General features: G+C 58.5%; 16 protein-coding genes. 7 read left to right on the top strand and 9 right to left on the bottom strand.

From position 1 onward, the window contains the following. The first annotated feature begins 11 nt into the window (after nucleotides 1-11). On the top strand, nucleotides 12-1,025 hold the full coding sequence (locus EGO56_RS15600) for an acyltransferase family protein (protein WP_013356814.1): 1,014 nt from the start codon (nucleotides 12-14) through the stop codon (nucleotides 1,023-1,025). 69 nt (nucleotides 1,026-1,094) lie between these two features. Here EGO56_RS15600 and panD read toward each other — a convergent pair whose 3' ends face one another. From panD to thpR, 9 genes are all read right to left on the bottom strand, one after another. Further along, nucleotides 1,095-1,475, bottom strand: a complete 381-nt coding sequence (panD, locus tag EGO56_RS15595) for an aspartate 1-decarboxylase (protein ID WP_033731602.1) — start codon at nucleotides 1,473-1,475, stop codon at nucleotides 1,095-1,097. A gap of 47 nt (nucleotides 1,476-1,522) precedes the next feature. Continuing rightward, nucleotides 1,523-2,377 carry a pantoate--beta-alanine ligase gene (gene panC / locus EGO56_RS15590; protein ID WP_013356816.1) on the bottom strand — a complete coding sequence of 285 codons (855 nt, stop codon included), beginning with the start codon at nucleotides 2,375-2,377 and terminating at the stop codon, nucleotides 1,523-1,525. 15 nt (nucleotides 2,378-2,392) lie between these two features. Continuing rightward, nucleotides 2,393-3,187, bottom strand: a complete 795-nt coding sequence (gene panB, locus EGO56_RS15585; protein ID WP_135910048.1) for a 3-methyl-2-oxobutanoate hydroxymethyltransferase — start codon at nucleotides 3,185-3,187, stop codon at nucleotides 2,393-2,395. Nucleotides 3,188-3,270: 83 nt separating this feature from the next. Further along, nucleotides 3,271-3,756, bottom strand: a complete 486-nt coding sequence (folK, locus tag EGO56_RS15580; protein ID WP_135910046.1) for a 2-amino-4-hydroxy-6-hydroxymethyldihydropteridine diphosphokinase — start codon at nucleotides 3,754-3,756, stop codon at nucleotides 3,271-3,273. Further along, entirely contained in the window at nucleotides 3,753-5,171 is a 1,419-nt protein-coding gene (gene pcnB / locus EGO56_RS15575) for a polynucleotide adenylyltransferase PcnB (protein WP_218832235.1), read from the bottom strand. The genes folK and pcnB overlap by 4 nt, the downstream gene beginning before the upstream one ends. Nucleotides 5,172-5,257: 86 nt before the next feature. After that, entirely contained in the window at nucleotides 5,258-6,136 is an 879-nt protein-coding gene (gene gluQRS / locus EGO56_RS15570) for a tRNA glutamyl-Q(34) synthetase GluQRS (RefSeq protein ID WP_135910044.1), read from the bottom strand. 73 nt (nucleotides 6,137-6,209) lie between these two features. Further along, a complete protein-coding gene (dksA, locus tag EGO56_RS15565) occupies nucleotides 6,210-6,665 on the bottom strand; it encodes an RNA polymerase-binding protein DksA (protein ID WP_008925615.1) in 456 nt (151 codons plus the stop codon). A 247-nt stretch (nucleotides 6,666-6,912) separates the two neighbouring features. Then, a complete protein-coding gene (gene sfsA / locus EGO56_RS15555) occupies nucleotides 6,913-7,617 on the bottom strand; it encodes a DNA/RNA nuclease SfsA (RefSeq protein ID WP_135910042.1) in 705 nt (234 codons plus the stop codon). Beyond that, nucleotides 7,595-8,152 carry an RNA 2',3'-cyclic phosphodiesterase gene (gene thpR, locus EGO56_RS15550; RefSeq protein WP_135910040.1) on the bottom strand — a complete coding sequence of 186 codons (558 nt, stop codon included), beginning with the start codon at nucleotides 8,150-8,152 and terminating at the stop codon, nucleotides 7,595-7,597. The genes sfsA and thpR overlap by 23 nt, the downstream gene beginning before the upstream one ends. Nucleotides 8,153-8,182: 30 nt before the next feature. Between thpR and hrpB the strand changes: the two genes are divergently transcribed. The 6 genes from hrpB to fhuB all read left to right on the top strand — a co-directional run bounded on the left by hrpB (nucleotide 8,183) and on the right by fhuB (nucleotide 19,419). Next, nucleotides 8,183-10,666, top strand: a complete 2,484-nt coding sequence (gene hrpB, locus EGO56_RS15545; protein WP_135910038.1) for an ATP-dependent helicase HrpB — start codon at nucleotides 8,183-8,185, stop codon at nucleotides 10,664-10,666. A gap of 98 nt (nucleotides 10,667-10,764) precedes the next feature. Further along, on the top strand, nucleotides 10,765-13,296 hold the full coding sequence (mrcB, locus tag EGO56_RS15540) for a bifunctional glycosyl transferase/transpeptidase (RefSeq protein WP_135910036.1): 2,532 nt from the start codon (nucleotides 10,765-10,767) through the stop codon (nucleotides 13,294-13,296). 201 nt (nucleotides 13,297-13,497) lie between these two features. Then, nucleotides 13,498-15,717: a ferrichrome porin FhuA gene (fhuA, locus tag EGO56_RS15535; protein ID WP_135910034.1), complete on the top strand. Its 2,220-nt coding sequence runs from the start codon at nucleotides 13,498-13,500 to the stop codon at nucleotides 15,715-15,717. Between the two features lie 39 nt (nucleotides 15,718-15,756). Further along, a complete protein-coding gene (fhuC, locus tag EGO56_RS15530; RefSeq protein WP_135910032.1) occupies nucleotides 15,757-16,551 on the top strand; it encodes a Fe3+-hydroxamate ABC transporter ATP-binding protein FhuC in 795 nt (264 codons plus the stop codon). A 10-nt stretch (nucleotides 16,552-16,561) separates the two neighbouring features. Next, nucleotides 16,562-17,440, top strand: a complete 879-nt coding sequence (gene fhuD, locus EGO56_RS15525; RefSeq protein WP_135910591.1) for a Fe(3+)-hydroxamate ABC transporter substrate-binding protein FhuD — start codon at nucleotides 16,562-16,564, stop codon at nucleotides 17,438-17,440. After that, nucleotides 17,440-19,419 (top strand): Fe(3+)-hydroxamate ABC transporter permease FhuB, encoded by a 1,980-nt coding sequence (gene fhuB / locus EGO56_RS15520; protein WP_135910030.1) that lies wholly within the window; start codon nucleotides 17,440-17,442, stop codon nucleotides 19,417-19,419. The genes fhuD and fhuB overlap by 1 nt, the downstream gene beginning before the upstream one ends. Nucleotides 19,420-19,459: the final 40 nt, after the last annotated feature.

Genomic DNA, 19,459 nt, shown 5'->3' with positions numbered 1-19,459 from the left:
GGCAGGAAAAGATGAATCGTATAACGTGGATCGATAATCTGCGGGGATTGAGTATTCTCGCAATTATTTTTTTGCATAGCACTATTGCCGTACATAATAATGCCGGACATTTTACCGCCTTCAGCAGCCTGTTAAATGAGATGCTGGCACCGGTAAGACTGGGGCTGATGTTCTTTGTTTCGGGTCTGTTTGTCGATGCCGGATTAAGAAAAGGCCTGGGTCCTTTTTTTAATAACAAAGTACGCAGTATTCTCTATCCGTTTGTGGTCTGGGTGGCGGTCTATGGCGGGTTAAAGATCCTGTTCAGCTCGATGGCAAATACGCCGCAGTCACCGATGAATATTATTCTTTCGCACCTGACCGGCGGCGGGGATATGACCTGGTTCCTGCACTCGCTATTTATCTTCTTTATAGTGATTATCTTTGCCCGCCACCTGCCATTCCTGCTGGTGTTTGCTATCTGTATGGCGCTGAGCTGGGCGCTGCCGGCCATCGATCCGGATGGCGTATTTGCCAGCTTCGACAATACGCACATCAACAAATCGCTTTATCTGTTTGTCTTTTTCTACCTGGGCGATTACGTGGTACGTAAGCAGGTGGATATCGCAGAGAAAGTACAGCATGGCCCGACGCTGTTAATCTCAGCGATCAGTTTTGTGCTGCTCTCCTGCCTGAATATCTTTATTCTGGAGCGTCATTCCCAGGCGTTATTATCACCGCTTGCACTTTTATCGGTGCCATTCTTTGTCTGGATTGCGCTGAAGCTGAAATCTGAGCTGGTCTACTACATTGGCGTCAATTCTATCGTCTTCTACCTGTCGCATTATCTGGCGATTCAGTTCTTCAGTAAGATTGTGAAGTTTGAAAGTCCGTCAGCCTGGGTGAATGACCTGAAATTCATTTCGGCGTTTCTGGTGGCGCTGGCGCTGCCATTGACAATATGTCTGATGAGAAAACGCGGCTGGTTTAATTTCCTCTTTACGATGAAAAAGTCATCGAAGCCGATGACAACCAAAGCGGTTTAATTGCAGAAGCAGAAACAAAAAGGGCCGCCCATGTTAATGACGGCCCTTTTTTGTCAGGCGATCGATTACTCAGGCGATTTGTACCGGCAATGCTTTCGCCAGACGCTTCATCTGGTTGTCACCTTCAAAATAGGCGACTTTAGGCTGCCACTGACGCGCGACGGCATCCTCTACCTGCACATACGAGCAGATAATTAAAATATCGCCTTCGCAGGCGCAGCGGGCTGCCGCACCATTGACCGAAATAATTTTCGAACCACGCTCAGCCGCGATAGCGTAGGTGGAAAAGCGCTGACCGTTAGTGACGTTATAAATATCGATCGCTTCATATTGCAGAATGCCGGAAGCCTCCAGGAAATCCTGATCGATAGCGCAGGAGCCTTCATAATTGAGGTCCGCCTGCGTCACTTTTACGCGGTGCAATTTGCCTTGCAGAACTGTGCGAATCATAGCCAGAAACCTTATCAGAGAAATAAAATAACCTGCAGCGGGCGTACTTACAGCGTCAGGTCAACAGTTTGATTATCAATCAGTCGGGCTTTACCCAGCCAGGCGGCCATCAGCACCACTGCACGCTGGCTGTCCACCGTCAGCGGCTGCAGCGTTTCCGCATCACAGATTGCCAGGCCATCAGGACGCAATCCCTGTGCCAGCAGCGCTTCGCTGGCTGTCTCGATAATCTCTTCTATGTGACGCTCGCCGTTCTCAAGTCGCTGAGCCATCTGATGCATCACCTGGCTCAGCACCGGGGCCAGCTTGCGCTCATCGGATGTCAGGTAGCCGTTGCGTGAACTCAGCGCCAGGCCATCTTTGGCCCGCACGGTTGGCACGCCAACAATCTCAATGTCAAAGCCCATATCAGCCACCATCTTACGAATGATAGCCAGCTGCTGAAAATCCTTTTCACCGAAACAGGCAATATCGGGCTGTACCAGATTAAACAGTTTGCTGACGATGGTGGCCACGCCGCGAAAATGGCCTGGACGCGTTGCCCCCTCCAGCAGGGAAGAGAGCACCGGCACCTCAACAAAGGTCTGATTCTGCGCGCCCTGCGGATAGACTTCAGCCGGGGAGGGCGCAAAGACCACATCAACCTGATGGCGGTTCAGCTTTTCACAATCTTCCTGCAGCGTGCGCGGGTAGCGCGCTAAATCATCGGCGCGATCGAACTGCATCGGATTGACAAAGATAGAGACAATGACGATGTCGCCGCGCGCCCGGGCTTCATCCACCAGCGTCAGATGGCCTTCATGCAGGTTGCCCATGGTCGGCACCAGCGCAATGCGTTTACCCTGCTGGCGCCAGCGACGGACTTCCTGGCGCAGCATCAGCAGCGTTTCAATGATCAACACGGTGACTCTCCTGAATTACTGGAAACTGTGCTCTGCCGCCGGATAGGTTCCGGCCTCGACTTCGGCGATATAGTGGCGAATCGCCGCGCGAACGTCGCCGGTCTCCGCCAGGAAATTTTTGGCAAATTTGGGAATATGACCGCCGGTTACGCCCAGCGCGTCATGCATCACCAGAATCTGACCATCGGTCACGTTACCGGCACCGATGCCGATCACCGGGATGGTAAGCGCCCCGGTGATCCGCTGCGCCAGTGACACCGGCACGCACTCCAGCACCATCAGCTGTGCGCCTGCCGCTTCCAGCGCCAGGGCATCGGCCAGCAGCCGATCGGCACCGGCCTCATCACGGCCCTGCACTTTATAGCCGCCAAAGATATTCACCGACTGCGGGGTCAGCCCAAGATGACCGCACACCGGCACGGCGCGTTCGGTCAGCATCTGCACGGTCTCTGCCAGCCAGCTGCCGCCTTCCAGTTTCACCATATTGGCACCGGCACGCATCAGCTGTGCGGCACTCTCAAAGGTCTGCTCTGGTGTGGCATAACTCATAAAGGGCAGGTCGGCGAGTAGCAGGGCCTGGGGCGCACCACGGCGCACGGCGGCGGTGTGATAGGCGATGTCGCTGACCGTAACCGGCAGGGTGGAGTCGTGCCCCTGCACCGTCATCCCTAAGGAATCACCAACCAGCAGCACCTGAATGCCTTCATCGGCAAACAGGCGGGCAAAACTGAAATCGTAGGCGGTCAGCGTCGCGAATTTTTTACCGCTGGCTTTCGCCTGACGCAGATGTGAAATCGTGGTGGGTTTCATGGCGCTCTCAACTCAGGAATTCTGATGGGCGCAGTTTACTGGATAGCGTGAAAGAGCGGAATCAGAGATGTGCGTTTGTCTGATCAGTCGTGCCACAGCACGATGTTGCTGCTGTCGAGGGTGGCCAGAACGGTGCTGAGTGCGCGACCATCGGGCAGGCAAGCATCGGGCGCAATCGCCAGCAGGGGAACCAGCATAAAGGCGCGATTCAGCAGGTCGTAGTGCGGCACAATCAGCCGCTCAGTGTTAATGATTGCATCGCCAAACAGCATGAGATCGATATCCAGCGTGCGCGGCCCCCAGCGTTCTTCCTTGCGCACCCGGCCATGATCCCGCTCAATCTGCTGGGTATGGTCAAGCAGGGCTTCAGCGCTGAGATCGGTTTCCAGCGCCACGGCGGCATTGAGAAAATCGGGCTGATCGGGCGGGCCATAAGGCGGCGTGCGGTAGAACGGCGAGGTCGCGATGCGTTGCGTCTGCGGCAACGCATCCAGTGCCGTCAGCGCTGCATCAACCTGATGCAGCGGATCGGCCAGATTACTGCCTAACGCGAGGTAAACTCGTGTCATGACACGTTTTGATTGTCACGACGTGGCGCGGAAGAGCGGCGGCGCGGACGGCGCGATTTATTGCGCGGCACCGGATCGTCACCCAGATTATTCAGCATGTTTTTCTGATGCGGCGGCGCAGCGACCTGGAATTCACCCCACCACTGGCTCAGACGCAGCAGTTCCGGGTTGTTTTCCACTTCCGCGCGCAGCGCCAGCAGATCGTATGCGGCGCGGAATTTCGGATGCTCCATCAGTTTCCAGGCGCGTTTACCGTGACGGCGCGACATGCGTAACTGCAGCAGCCAGATATCGCGGATCAGCGAGGTAATACGTTTTGGAATCGCCAGCGCACGGCAGGCTTCGTCCAGCGTATCGTTCATCGCCATCGCAAAGGCTTCGAAGTAGGTCAGGCCACTCTCCTGCGCAATGCGTTCGGCCGCTTCAAGCTGCGGATACCAGAACATCGCTGCAAACAGGAACGCCGGATTCACGCGCATGTCGTTATGAATGCGGTTATCGGTGTTTTTCAGCACCTGTGCCAGCATCCGCTCCATGTGGCTGTCACTGTTTTCCGTGAAGTTACGCGCCAGCGTCGGGAACAGCGGCTGGAACAGCTGATATTCACACAGCTTCAGATACGTGCTGTAGCCATAGCCCGCCTGCAACAGCTTCAGGGACTCTTCAAACAGGCGCGCAGGCGGGATATCACGCAGCAGCGAGGCCAGACGTGGAATCGGCTCGGCGGTTTCCGGCGCAATGCTCATATTGAGCTTGGCGGCAAAGCGCGCGACGCGCAGCATGCGCACCGGATCTTCGCGGTAGCGGGTTTCCGGATCGCCAATCAGGCGAATGATGCCCTGTTCGAGATCGCTGATGCCGCCAACATAGTCGCGTACGCTGAAATCAGCCACGCTGTAGTAGAGGCTGTTGATGGTGAGATCGCGGCGCTGGGCATCATCTTCGATAGAGCCGAAGATATTGTCGCGCAGCAGCATGCCGCTCTGGGCGCGCTGCGAACTGTTGCGATCTTCCGCAATCTCTTCAACCTGATGATGTCCACGGAAGGTGGCGACTTCGATCACTTCCGGGCCAAACATCACGTGTGCCAGCCGGAAACGGCGACCGACCAGGCGACAGTTGCGGAACAGCTTGCGCATCTGCTCTGGCGTGGCGTTAGTGGTCACGTCGAAATCTTTGGGTTTTTGCCCCAGTAGCAAATCGCGCACGCCACCGCCTACCAGATAGGCTTCATAACCGGCTTTGTTCAGGCGATAGAGCACTTTGAGGGCATTTTCGCTGATGTCTTTACGTGAGATGGTATGGCTTTCACGAGGGATGATGGTCATCAGACGCTCTGGTTCAACCTCTGCTGGGGCTTCCTCTTCATCACGCTTCAGGACTTTCCGGCAAAAATTAGCTACTCGGGTAAAAATGGGACACCTCGACAGTGGCAATTAGGGTGTAGGTAAAATCAGCGGCTAATCATAGCCTGTTGAGAACCGTTTGAGAATGCTGTTGTCTATGCATCCGGTTTCAGGGCGTTCTGTTGCGGCATCAAAGCGATATTCCACTGTGACACCGCGTCAGACAGCAGTTTGTCCTGCGTTAAGTCCTGCCAGCCGCCTGAAACAGGCTGTCCGAGGAAGCGTAATGCCGCTACCAGCAGGGGCCTGGCATCGCCATCGGGCAGCGAAGGTGCATGATTCTGCTTCGATAACTTATTGCCATCGTGATTAAGCGCCAGCGGCAGATGCAGCCAGGCCGGCACCGGCCAGTCAAATTGCTGATAAAACGCAATCTGCCGCACCGTCGGCTCAATCAAATCTGCGCCGCGCACCACTTCGGTAATGCCCTGAAAATGGTCATCGACGACCACCGCCAGGTTGTAGGCAAACAGGCCATCGCGACGGTGAATAATAAAATCTTCCTGCGCCAGACGTCTGTCCGCCTCTACGCGACCCCGTAATCGATCGTCAAAGGCAAAGACCGGCGCATGCTGGCGTAAACGCAGCGCGGCATTCTCTGGTCCGCGTTGCCGTTCACGGCAGTAACCATCATAGAAACCGCCAATCTCCTGAATGCGACGTCGGGGACAGGTGCAGAAATAGCTCTGACGATGCTGCTGCAGCCAGGCCAGCGCGTCACGATAGGCCTCGTGACGTTGCGACTGCCACAGCACCTCGCCATCCCACATTAACCCGTAGTGTTCCAGCTGATGCAGAATGCGGCTGGCGGCACCTGGCACTTCCCGTGGCGGATCGATATCTTCAATTCTCACCCGCCAGATGCCGTTTTGCGCGCGCGCGCTCAGGTAACTGCCCAGGGCAGCAATCAGCGAGCCAAAATGAAGTTCACCAGAGGGAGAAGGGGCGAAGCGACCAATGCAGGAAGGTGACATAGGGTTCAGAAGTGACCACGCAGCGGACAACACAACGGTTTTTCCACTGCGTGGTAACAGGCTGGACGCGACATTAGCCGGCCATTTGTTTCTCACGAATTTCTGCTAACGTCTTACAGTCGATGCAGAGATCGGCAGTAGGACGAGCTTCGAGACGGCGGATACCAATCTCAACGCCACAGGAATCGCAATAACCGAAGTCGTCGTCTTCGACTTTCTTCAGCGTCTTCTCGATCTTTTTAATCAGTTTACGTTCGCGATCGCGGTTACGCAGCTCCAGGCTGAACTCCTCTTCCTGCGCGGCACGGTCAACCGGGTCCGGGAAGTTAGCGGCTTCATCCTGCATGTGCGATACGGTACGATCGACTTCGTCCCGCAATTGATTACGCCAGGCTTCCAGAATCTTGCGAAAATGGGTCAGCTGCGCGTCGTTCATATACTCTTCGCCAGGCTTAACCTGATAAGGCTCAACGCCAGCGATAGCGAGAATACTCAGGGACGATGTTTTACGGTTTTGACCTTCTTGCATGTTGCTTCTCCTGGATAACACGCACTATACCCTCTGACTTACGTCCCGCAGGGGCGTTACTGCCGGCCTGCATCTGACGTCTGCGGGGTACATCGATCCCCCATTGGGGAAAAAAACAGGCCGCTATAAATAACAGAAGCAGTCAGGGTTGGCAATTCTTCATGAACACACCTTGACAAGCCTGTGAGGAACAGCGTAATCAGCCCTTAGCTCAGAACATTCTTACCACATAAAATTGCAAAAGATATTACAAGGTTACGTTGATCGGCGATTTAAGAAACATTCCCTCCGCCGCTAAGTCTGCCTGATACGCTAAAACCTCTACACCTTCCCGTTGCGCCTGAGCCAGTTGTTCTGCATACGCCGCATCAATGTGGCGTGCCGGGGAAACGTCCTCAATCCCCGAGTGCAAAACGGCAAACAACAAAACGGCCCGATGACCCTCTGCCGCCACTGTCGCCAGCTCGCGCAGGTGTTTCTGTCCTCGAATCGTCACCGCATCCGGAAAATAGCCTTTACCTTCATGTAAAAGGGTTACGGATTTCACCTCAATATAGCAGTTGCGCCGTGCCTCTGCTTTGAGCAGGAAATCAATTCTGCTTTTTTCACTGCCATATTTCACTTCCGCCTGACGATGGGAATAACCCGCCAGCGTGGGTAGCCTGTTCTGATCCAGCGCTTCGGCCACCAGTTGATTAGCGCGCAGGGTATTCACGCAGATCCAGTGGCCCTGCTGCGTTTCGGTCAGCTCCCAGCTGTGCGGGTATTTGCGCGTCAGGCTATCGGACGTGGAATACCAGACTGTATCGCCCGGCGTGGCGCAGCCGGTCATGGCACCAGTGTTGGCGCAATGAATCGTCAGCACTTCGCCTTCTGGCGTCTCGACATCGGCCAGGAAACGTTTGTAACGGGCGATCAGGCGGGCGGATTTAAGGGGCGGAGAGAAGTGCATGCGGATCCTGAGACGTTAATGGCCAGCTGGCCAGCGCGCGGTAGCGGGTGCGGCCCCGGGCATAGTCAGAGGCGAACAGTGAAAAGGTGGAGACGCGAAAACGCCAGTGGAAACCGCGAGGTGGCAATGCAACCGGCTGGGTGGCCTGGCGTAACAGCGTGATGTGCGGATGAAACGGCTGTGGGCTTTGATAACAGCCATGCCGGGCAGCCTGCGCCCGCAGCAGGCTGGCAAGCTGCAGCAGGCCGCGAGGCGCGCGCTGGCAGCCGAGCCAGACCACGCCGGGACGCGGCCAGTGCCCGGCATCATCCAGGTCGAGATCGAAACCGGGCTGGACGATGCGGGAGGCCAGCGTCTGCAGGCGCAGTGAGGTTTCCGGTGCAACCTCACCCAGAAACGCCAGCGTCAGGTGCAGATTCGCTGCGACCACCGGCTGACTTGCCTCTGCAGGAAAGGTGTCGGCCCGCCAGCGCACCAGCTGTTGCTGCATTTCGTCAGGCAGGCTGATGGCAAAAAATAAGCGTTGTGTCGCCATGGCGCTCTCCGGCAAATATCACGTGCTACAATGCGCGCCATCTTAGCACAGGCAGAAACGGAGTTTGCTGTGAGCGATTTACCGGTCAGCGCGGTGCTGCCAGACATCCTGGCGGCGCTGCGTGATGCCTCTCAAATCCTGCTGGCCGCCCCTACCGGCGCGGGCAAATCGACCTGGCTGCCGCTGCAGTTGTTGCAGCAGGCGGCGCTGCCGGGACGCATCATTATGCTGGAGCCACGCCGGCTGGCGGCACGCAATGTGGCGCAGCGGCTGGCGGAGCAGCTCGGCGAACAGCCGGGTGCCACGGTGGGATTCCGGATGCGTGGCGAAAGCTGCGTCGGGCCAGAAACCCGGCTGGAAGTCGTTACCGAAGGGATGCTCACGCGCATGCTTCAGCACGATCCGATGCTGGAGGGCGTGTCGCTGGTGATCCTCGATGAGTTTCACGAGCGCAGCCTGCAGGCCGATCTGGCGCTGGCGCTGCTGCTCGATGTGCAGCAGGGATTACGCGACGATCTTAAAATCATGCTGATGTCCGCCACGCTGGACAATGCCCGGCTGGCGGCGCTGCTGCCGGATGCGCCACTGATTATTTCAGAAGGGCGCAGCTATCCGGTTGAACGGCGCTACGCGTCGCTGAATCAAAACGTACGCTTTGAAGAAGCGGTCGCGCGTGAAGTCGCCCAGCTGCTGCGCGATGAAGAGGGTTCACTGCTACTGTTTCTGCCGGGCGTGGCAGAAATTGAACGGGTGAAACGTGAGCTGGAATCACGCATCAGTGACGATGTGGATCTGACACCGCTCTATGGCGCACTGCCGCTGGCGGCGCAGCGACGGGCGATCCTGCCTGCCGCCGCCGGACGTCGCAAAGTGGTGCTCGCCACCAATATCGCCGAGACCAGCCTGACCATTGAGGGGATTCGCCTGGTAGTCGACAGTGCGCTGGAGCGCAGCGCACTGTTTGACGCTCGCAGCGGCGTGACGCGGCTGCAGACCCAGCGCATCAGTCAGGCTTCAATGATCCAGCGCGCAGGTCGCGCCGGGCGACTGATGCCGGGAATCTGTCTGCATCTGCTGCCGCAGGAGCAGGCGTCACGTGCAGCAGCGCAGAGCGACCCGGAAATCGTGAACAGCGATCTCTCGTCGCTGTGGCTGGACCTGCTGCAGTGGGGCTGTACCGGGCCGCAACAGCTGCAGTGGCTGGATCAGCCGCCCGCCAGAAATCTGGACGCGGCACAACGGCAGCTGACCCGTCTGGGTGCGCTGGACAGCAACGGCCTGCTTAACACACTGGGACGGCGTATGGCACAGCTGGGGTGCGATCCGCGGCTTGCTGCTATGCTCTGTGCCGCGGGCGATGAGCCGAGTGCGGTCGCCAGCGCCGCGCTGCTGGTGGCGATTCTGGAAGATCCTCCGCGCAGCGGCAGTGCCGATCTGAGGGATGCGCTGCATCGGCCTCAGGCTCAATGGCAGCGGCGGGCGCAGCAGTGGCAGCAGCGACTCAAAATTCGTGGCGGACGGGTCGATGAAGATCGTTTCGCCGGTTTGCTGGCGGTAGGTTTTGGCGATCGGCTGGCGCGGCGTCGCGATCTGAGCGGTCGCTATCAACTGGCCAACGGACTGGGGGCCAGACTCGATGAGCAGGATGGCCTGACGCGCAACGAATGGCTGATAGCACCCGCCCTGTTGCAGGGCAGTGCGACGCCGGATGCCCGGATGCTGCTGGCACTGCCGGTCGACATTGACACGCTGTGCCAGCAGCAGCCCGCACTGATTGAGCGCCAGACTGAAGTGGAATGGGACGAAGAGAAGGGCACGCTGCGTGCGTTCAGACGTGAGCAGATTGGCGCGTTGATACTCCGCACCCAGCCGATGGCGCGCCCGGAGCCGGACGTGCTGCACGCCGCCATACTGCGCTGGATCGCCGAAAAAGGTCTGTCGGTATTGGGCTGGACGCCGGATGCCGAACAGTTGCGCCTGCGTATCCAGTGTGCGGCGCAGTGGCTGCCGGAAGAGAGCTGGCCCGCTATGGACGATCAGACGTTGCTTGCGAGCCTGTCAGAGTGGCTGTTGCCGCAGATGTCAGCGGTACGCGATCTGCGCAGCCTGCAGGCGGTCAACCTGACCACGGCGCTCTTACATTTACTCACATGGTCACAACGTCAGCGGCTGGATAGTGTGCTGCCAACTCATTACACTGTGCCGACCGGAAGCCGGCTGCCGATTCGCTACGATGCGGATAAGCCGCCCGCGCTGGCGGTCAGGATTCAGGAGATGTTTGGCGAAGCGCAGAATCCCACCGTGGCGGAAGGACGTATCCCGCTGGTGCTGGAGCTGCTATCGCCCGCCCAGCGTCCGTTGCAGATCACCCGCGATCTGGCAGCGTTCTGGCGCGGCGCCTGGCCGGAGGTCAGGAAAGAGATGAAGGGACGCTATCCGAAACATCTCTGGCCAGAGGATCCGGCCACCGCTTTGCCAACAAGGCGAACCAAAAAAATGTCCCCGCAGGGTTGAGTCCGCTGGATCGAATTCAGAGGGTTCTGCCATGCGGCACGCGAGAAAGCAGTTAGAGTAGCGGCGCTGCCGTAAGCACTGCCTGGAGAAGAAAAGTAATGTCTGGGAACGATCGCGAACCAATAGGGCGCAAAGGTAAACCGTTGCCGCCGCGCAGCAGTGCGGGCCGGGGACGACGCAGGGATATCGAACAGGATATCGATCAGGACGATTTTAATGATGACGAGGAGGAAGCGCCGGTGCCACGTAAAGGTAAAGGTGGAAAACCGCCGCGCGGCAAACGCCGTTGGCTGGGATGGATAATAAAACTGTTCCTGGTGTTTGTGGTGGTTATGGCCGCGTGGGGCATCTACCTCGACTCGGAAATTCGCAGTCGTATTGACGGTAAGGTGTGGCAACTGCCCGCCACCGTCTATGGCCGCATGGTCAGCCTGGAACCGGGCATGGCCTACAACAAAAGTGAAATGGTGGCGCTGCTGGAAGGGACTCAGTATCGCGAAGTCTCCCGTATCACCCGCCCCGGCGAGTTTTCGGTGAAGGGCAACACCATTGATCTGCTGCGTCGCCCGTTTGATTTCCCCGACAGTAAAGAGGGGCAGATCCACGCGCGTATGAGCTTCACGAAAGATGAGCTGAGCGAGATTAAAAACCTCGAAACCGGCCGTGATTTTGGCTTTTTCCGCCTCGATCCGCGCCTGATCACCATGCTGCAGTCGCCGAATGGTGAACAGCGACTCTTCGTGCCGCGCACCGGTTTCCCGGATCTGCTGGTCGATACGCTGATCGCCACTGAAGATCGCCATTTCTATGAGCATGACGGCATCAGCCCGTACTCCATTGGTCGCGCCTTCCTGGCGAACATCACGGCCGGAAAAGCGGTGCAGGGCGGCAGTACGCTGACGCAGCAGCTGGTGAAGAACCTGTTCCTGACCAATGAGCGTTCGCTGTGGCGTAAAGCGCGTGAAGCCTATATGGCGGTGATCATGGATGCGCGCTACAGCAAAGATCGCATCCTGGAGCTCTACCTGAACGAGGTCTATCTCGGTCAGGCGGGCAGCGATCAGATCCGCGGTTTCCCGCTAGCGAGCCTCTACTACTTTGGCCGTCCGGTAGATGAACTGAGTCTGGATCAGCAGGCGATGCTGGTTGGCATGGTGAAAGGGGCGTCGCTCTATAACCCGTGGCGCAACCCGAAACTGGCGCTGGAACGCCGCAACCTGGTGCTGCGCCTGTTGCAGCAGCAGAAAGTGATCGACCAGGAGCTGTATGACATGCTGTCTGCCCGTCCGCTGGGCGTGCAGCCAAAAGGCGGTGTGATCACGCCGCAGCCTGCCTTTATGCAGATGGTGCGTAACGAGCTTCAGGCGAAACTGGGCGACAAGATTAAAGATCTCTCCGGCGTGAAAATCTTCACCACGCTGGACCCGGTGTCGCAGGATGCAGCTGAAAAAGCGGTGGTTGATGGCATTCCGACGCTGAAAAAACAGCGTGGCCTGAAGGATCTGGAAACCGCGATGGTGGTGGTTGACCGCTTTAGTGGCGAAGTCCGTGCCATGGTCGGCGGGGCCGATCCGCAGTACGCCGGTTACAACCGTGCGCTGCAGGCGCGTCGCTCTATCGGTTCACTGGCAAAACCGGCGACCTACCTCACCGCGCTGAGCCAGCCAAAAAGCTACCGCCTGAACAGCTGGATCGCCGATGAGCCGATTGCGCTGAAGCAGCCAAATGGCACCATCTGGAAACCGATGAACGACGATCGTCGTTTCAGCGGCAAAGTGATGCTGGTGGATGCGCTGACCAACTCCATGAACGTGCCGACAGTTAACCTCGGTATGACGCTGGGGCTGGATGCGGTAGTCGATACCTGGAACAAGCTGGGTGTGCCGAAAGAGCAGCTGCATCCGGTGCCGGCGATGCTGCTGGGCGCCCTGAACCTGACGCCGGTTGAAGTGGCGCAGGCGTTCCAGTCGATCGCCAGCGGCGGTAACCGCGCGTCACTGTCTGCGGTGCGTTCAGTGATTGCAGAAGATGGCAGCGTGCTCTATCAGAGCTATCCGCAGGCGCAGCGTGTGGAACCGGCGCAGGCGGCTTATCTGACGCTCTATACCATGCAGCAGGTCGCTGACCACGGTACCGCCCGTGCGCTGGGCGCGCGTTTCCCGAATGCCCATCTGGCCGGGAAAACCGGTACCACTAACGATCTGATCGACAGCTGGTTTGCCGGTATTGATGGTAAAGAAGTGGCGATCACCTGGGTGGGCCGTGATAACAACCAGCCGACCAAACTCTATGGTGCCAGCGGTGCGATGCAGCTCTATCGTCGCTATCTCGACAATCAGGCACCGATGCCGTTGCAGCTGACGCCGCCGGAAGATGTGTCGATGATGAATGTCGATTCGGCCGGTAACTTTGTCTGTGGCACGGGCAGCAGCACCTGGCGTTCTCTGCCGGTGTGGGCGCTGGATCCGAATGCACTGTGTCAGCAACAGCAGCAGCAGGTCCAGCAGCAGCAACAGTTGTTTGACCAGCAACAGCAGCAACAGCCGCAACAGCAACCAGCCCAGCAACCGCAGGAGCAGAAAGACAGTGACGGCGTAGCAGGGTGGATAAAAGACATGTTTGGCAAATAAATCAGTCAGACAGGTTAAAAAGGGCGCTTCGGCGCCCTTTTTTTGTTTGTGATCAATACGGGTAAATGGCCCTGCAAACGGCGTCACTACTGGGATTTCTGCTTGCAGTGTCTGCGGCAGTTCGCATATTATCTAATCCGTTATAATAATCATTATCGTTTCGATTCGCTCGCCTGAGCCTATTTTAAGAGACACCTTTTTATGAATGCGCGAACGACTTTTGCAGACAACACCAAAAAAACATTTTCCCGGCCGCTTCTGGGCGTCATGATCTCACTGAGCCTGAGCTCCTCGCTTTACGCCGCGCAGCCAGAGACCATGGTGGTCTCGGCGGATGGCGGCAGCGGCGTCGAGGCGGAAAGCGCATGGGGGCCGGCACCGACGGTGGCAGCAAAACACAGCGCCACCGGCACCAAAACCGATACCCCGATTGAAAAAAACCCGCAGTCTGTCTCCGTGGTTACCCGCGAAGAGATGGAAATGCGCAACGTGACCAGCGTGAAAGGGGCATTTAACTATACGCCTGGCGTGCTGACCGGTAACCGTGGCAGCTCAGATGTGATTGATGCGCTTTCGATTCGCGGCTTCAGCGAAACCAATACCAACCAGTATCTGGATGGCCTGAAACTGCAGGGAGATAACTACTCTGAGTTTGCCATCGATCCCTACTTCCTGGAGCGCGCTGAACTGCTTCGCGGTCCGGTGTCCGTACTCTATGGTAAAAGCAATCCGGGCGGTGTTGTCTCACTGGTGAGCAAGCGTCCCACCCAGGAAACCCTGCGCGAAGTGCAGTTCCAGATGGGCAATGACAATCTCTTCTCGACCGGCTTTGACTTTGGCGGTGCGCTGGATGATAACGGCGTCTACAGCTATCGCCTGACCGGTCAGGCGCGCAGTCAGGATGCGCAGCAGTCGATGAACAAAGAGAAGCGCTACACCATTGCCCCGTCATTCAGCTGGCGTCCCGACGATCGCACCCGCATTGATCTGCTGACCTATTTCCAGAACGAGCCAGAAACCGGCTATTACGGCTGGCTGCCGCGTCAGGGCACCGTGGTGCCGATCACCCGTGCCGATGGCAGCCAGTACAAACTGCCGACCGACTTCGACGAAGGCGAGCAGAGCAATAAGATTTCGCGCACCACCAAAATGGTGGGCTATAACGCCGAGCACAGCCTCAACGACACCTGGACGCTGCGTCAGAATCTGCGTTACGCCGACCTGCGCACCGATTACCGCAGTATCTATGGCAATGGTTTCAATACAGCAACTCAGGAGATTACCCGTGGTTCAGCGGTCTCCAGCGAGACGCTGAACCAGTTTGCCGTGGATACTCAGGCACAGGCGAAGTTTGCCACCGGCCAGGTCGATCATACGCTGCTGTTAGGCGTGGACTTTCAGCGTACGCGTAATGATATCGACGCACAGTTTGGCTCGGCCTCCAGCCTGAATGCGGTTAACCCGCAATATGGCGATGATAGCGTGACGCCATATGGCCCTTATCAGCATCTCAACAAGCAGCGTCAGACCGGCCTCTATGCGCAGGATCAGATGGAATGGAACCGCTGGGTGCTGACGCTGGGTGGCCGCTACGACTACGCCATGAACTCCGTTTACGATCGGGTGGCAGACAGTGTTGATCGCCAGAACGATCAGGCCTTTACCTGGCGTGGTGGTCTGAACTATGTGTTTGATAACGGCATCGCGCCTTATTTCAGCTACAGCGAAGCCTTTATTCCTAATGCGGGTTCAACCTATGAGGGGCAGGCATTTGATCCGTCACGCGCTAAGCAGTATGAAGCGGGCGTGAAGTATGTACCGAAAGATCGTCCGGTGGTGCTTACCGCAGCGCTTTATCAGCTGACAAAAACCAAAAACCTGACTGCCAATCCCGATCCAGACAGAGCTCTTTTTAGCGTGCAGAGCGGTGAAATCCGGTCACGCGGCGTCGAGCTGGAAGCCAAAGCGGCGCTGAACGCTAACGTCAATCTGACGGCCTCCTACACCTACACCGATGCGGAATATACTGAAGACACTCAGCTGAAAGGCAAAACGCCGGTGCAGGTGCCGAAGCATATGGCTTCACTCTGGAGCGACTACACCTTCCACGAAACTGCTTTGTCAGGGGTGACGATCGGCGCTGGGGTTCGTTACGTGGGTGAAAGTCAGGGGCTTTATGCTAATACCACAGATAATAGCGCTGCTGGACTCTCGAACCAGAACTTTAAGGTAGCCGGTTACACCACGGTGGATGCGGCGCTGAAGTATGATCTGGGTCGCTTCGGCCTGCCTGGCTCGACAGTGGGCGTCAACGTTAACAATCTGTTCAACCGCGAGTATGTCGCCAGTTGCTATCGTGAATACGCCTGCTACTGGGGTGCGGAACGCCAGATTGTCGGCACCGCGACCTTCAGATTCTGATTTAACCGGGCGCTCCGGCGCCCGTTCACAGGGATAATCATGCCGCATCCGCACGCAGAAGAGGCTACCTTCAAACTGGAGAATGCCAGTTTCGAGGTGCCCGGCCGCACTCTCCTCCAGCCCCTGTCGCTGACTTTTCCACCGGGTAAAATGACCGCGCTGATTGGTCACAACGGTTCGGGCAAATCGACGCTGCTGAAAATGCTGGGCCGTCATCATGCGGCCAGCAGCGGAGAGGTTTTGCTGAATCAGCAGCCGGTCGGGCGCTGGAACAGTAAAGCCTTTGCCCGCGAGGTGGCCTATCTGCCGCAGCAGTTACCGGCAGCCGAAGGGATGACGGTGCGTGAGCTGGTGGCGATTGGCCGCTATCCCTGGCATGGGGCGCTGGGGCGCTTTGGTCAGGAGGATCGCGACAGGGTAGAGGATGCCATTACGCAGGTCGGGCTTAAGCCCTTTGCCGGCCGGCTGGTGGACAGTCTGTCAGGCGGTGAACGTCAGCGCGCCTGGCTGGCGATGATGGTGGCGCAGAACAGCCGCTGTCTGCTGCTGGATGAACCGACGTCGGCGCTGGATATTGCCCATCAGGTTGAGGTGCTGGCGCTGATCAAAGATCTGAGCCAGCAGCGCGGCCTGACCGTCATTGCGGTGCTGCACGATATCAATATGGCGGCACGCTACTGCGATCATCTGGTGGCGCTGCGTCAGGGCGCAATGATTGCCGAAGGTGACGCGGAGGCGATTATGCAGCCTGAGGTACTGGGTGCAATTTATGGCATTCCGATGGGCATTTTACCGCACCCGCAGGGCGGCGCGCCGGTTAGTTTTGTCTGTTAAGGAAAGGATGATGCCCGATCTTGATCGCCGCCGACTGTTGCTGGCACTGGCGGCCTCGCCGCTGTTTTGTGCGCTTCCTCTGCGTGCTGCCACGCCGAATCCGGGTCGGATTATTGCACTGGAGTGGTTACCCACCGAACTGCTGATCGCGCTGGGCGTTACGCCCTGGGGCGTGGCCGATCTGCACAACTACAACATCTGGGTAGGGGAGCCGAAGCTGCCTGCAGACGTGATCGACGTCGGTCTGCGCACCGAACCCAATCTTGAGCTGATGGCGCAAATGCAGCCGTCGCTGATCCTCTGCTCCAATGGCTATGGCCCGCCCAAAGAGAAACTGACGCGCATCGCACCCATCATGGGCTTCGACCTTCACAGCGGCGACGGAAAACCCTTCACCGCCGCGCGGGCATCACTGCGTCAGCTGGCGGCGCGCCTGGGATTAAGCGAGCGGGCGGAGCAGCATCTGCGTGAGGTCGATGATCAGCTGGCGGCGGCGCGTGAGCGGCTGGCACCCTATGCCGGACGCACGCTTCTGCTGATGTCGCTGCTCGACAGTCGTCACGCCATTACCTTCGGTAAAAATAGCCTGTTCCTGGAAGTGATGACTCTGCTGGGCCTGAAAAATGGCTGGCAGGGCGAAACCAATTTCTGGGGCAGCGCAGTGATCGGCATCGAACAGCTGGCACAGGCCGGAGAGGTGGATGTCATCTGTTTCGATCACGACAACGACGTGGAGATGCAGCAGCTGATGCGCAGTCCGTTGTGGCAGGCCATGCCGTTTGTCCGCACCGGACGCTTTCAGCGCGTCCCGGCGGTCTGGTATTACGGTGCAACGCTCTCGGCGCTGCACTTTGTTCGCGTGCTGGAACGCGCGCTGGAGACGCACTGATGCGCCATGCTCTGTTTCCCGCAGGCCTTCTCAGCCTGCTGTTTCTGCTTTCACTCAGCCTGACGCTGGTTAATCTGCATCACGCGCTGCCACAGGCTGAATGGTGGCAGGCACTCTGGTCACCGACAATCGATAGCCTGCCGCAGATGGTGTTTCACTACAGCCTGCTGCCACGTACGGCGCTGGCGCTGCTGGTGGGTGCCGGGCTGGGTCTTGCCGGTCTGCTGTTTCAGCAGATCTTGCGCAACCCGCTGGCGGAGCCGACCACCCTGGGCGTCTCTTCCGGCGCGCAGCTGGGCATTACCGTCGCGACGCTGTGGCATCTGCCGGGCGGGGCGCTGACACAGCAGTTTGCTGCGCTTAGCGGTGCGCTGCTGGTAGGCGCGCTGGTGTTTGGTGTGGCCTGGGGCAAACGTCTGTCGCCAGTGACGCTGATTCTGGCCGGGCTGGTACTGAGCCTGTACAGCGGCGCGGTGAATCAAATCTTCGCTATCTTCAATCACGATCAGCTGCAGAACATGTTTCTGTGGAGCACCGGCGCGCTGAATCAGATGAGCTGGGAAAACGTGCAGCAGCTCTGGCCGCGCCTGCTGCTGGCGTTTGTGCTGGCACTGGCGCTGCTGCGTCCGCTGACGCTGATGGGGCTGGATGATGGTGTCGCTAAAAACCTGGGTCTGGCGCTCTCTGTGGCGCGGATTGGCGGCCTTGGACTGGCGATTCTGCTCAGCGCACAGCTGGTCAATGTCGCCGGTATCATCGGCTTTATCGGGCTGTTTGCACCGCTGCTGGCGAAGCTGCTGGGTGGACGACGGCTCCTCACCCGGATGCTGCTGGCACCGCTGACTGGCGCGCTGCTGCTGTGGCTGGCAGACAGCTGCGTATTATGGCTCAGCACGCACTGGCGCGATATCCCGACCGGCACGGCCACGGCCCTGCTTGGCGTACCGATTCTGCTGTGGCTGCTGCCGCGGCTGCGCACCGGTTCAGTGCCGCCCGCGCTGAATCAGGGTGACCATGTGCCCGCCGAGCGACAGAACCTGCTGCGCTGGGCGCTGATCGGTCTCGCTGTTCTGGCCCTGTTAGCGTGGGGTGGTCTGGCGTTTGGACGTGATGCGCAGGGCTGGATCTGGTCCGCAGGCGAGATGCTGCAATCACTGCTGCCGTGGCGCGCGCCGCGCGTGCTGGCGGCGCTGGTAACCGGTCTGATGCTGGGGGTGGCGGGGAGTCTGATTCAGCGGCTGACCGGCAATCCCATGGCCAGCCCGGAAGTACTGGGCATCAGTTCCGGGGCCGCCTGCGGCGTAGTGGTCATGATGTTCTTTGTACCGGGCGATGCGATGGCCTGGCTGCTGCCCGCCGGTGCGGTGGGTGCCGCGCTGACGCTGCTGGTGATTATGGCGGTAGCCAGCCGTGGCGGCTTCTCGCCGGAGCGGATGCTGCTGGCGGGTATGGCGCTTAACAGCGCCTTTGTCACCCTGCTGATGCTGCTGCTGGCCAGCGGCGATCCGCGTATGGGCGGGCTGCTGAGCTGGATCTCCGGCTCAACCTATAACATCAGCGGCAGTCAGGCAGTTCAGAGCGCAATTTGTGCGCTGGTGCTGGTCTCGCTGGCCCCGCTGGCCAGTCGCTGGCTGACGCTGCTGCCGCTGGGAAGTGCGACCGCGCGCTCGGCGGGTATGGCATTGACGCCTGCACGGCTGAGTCTGCTGCTGCTGGCGGCAGCACTGACCGCCAGCGCGACGCTGACTATCGGTCCGCTGAGTTTTGTCGGATTGATGGCACCGCATATGGCGCGCATGCTGGGATTCCGGCGGGCTTTGCCGCAGCTGGTGCTGTCGGGATTGCTGGGGGGCGGATTGATGATGCTGGCTGACTGGTGCGGGCGGATGCTGGCGTTTCCGGATCAAATCCCTGCCGGACTGATGGCGACATTTTTAGGTGCGCCTTACTTTATCTGGTTGCTACGGCGTTCAGGTTAAGAGGAAAAAGCAGGCTGGTTTCAGACCGCGGCCAGATCCA

The organism is Pantoea vagans, assembly GCF_004792415.1.
Lineage (GTDB): Bacteria > Pseudomonadota > Gammaproteobacteria > Enterobacterales > Enterobacteriaceae > Pantoea > Pantoea vagans.
The sequence above is the reverse complement of the archived record's forward strand: the minus strand, read 5'-3'. Positions and strand labels throughout refer to the sequence as shown.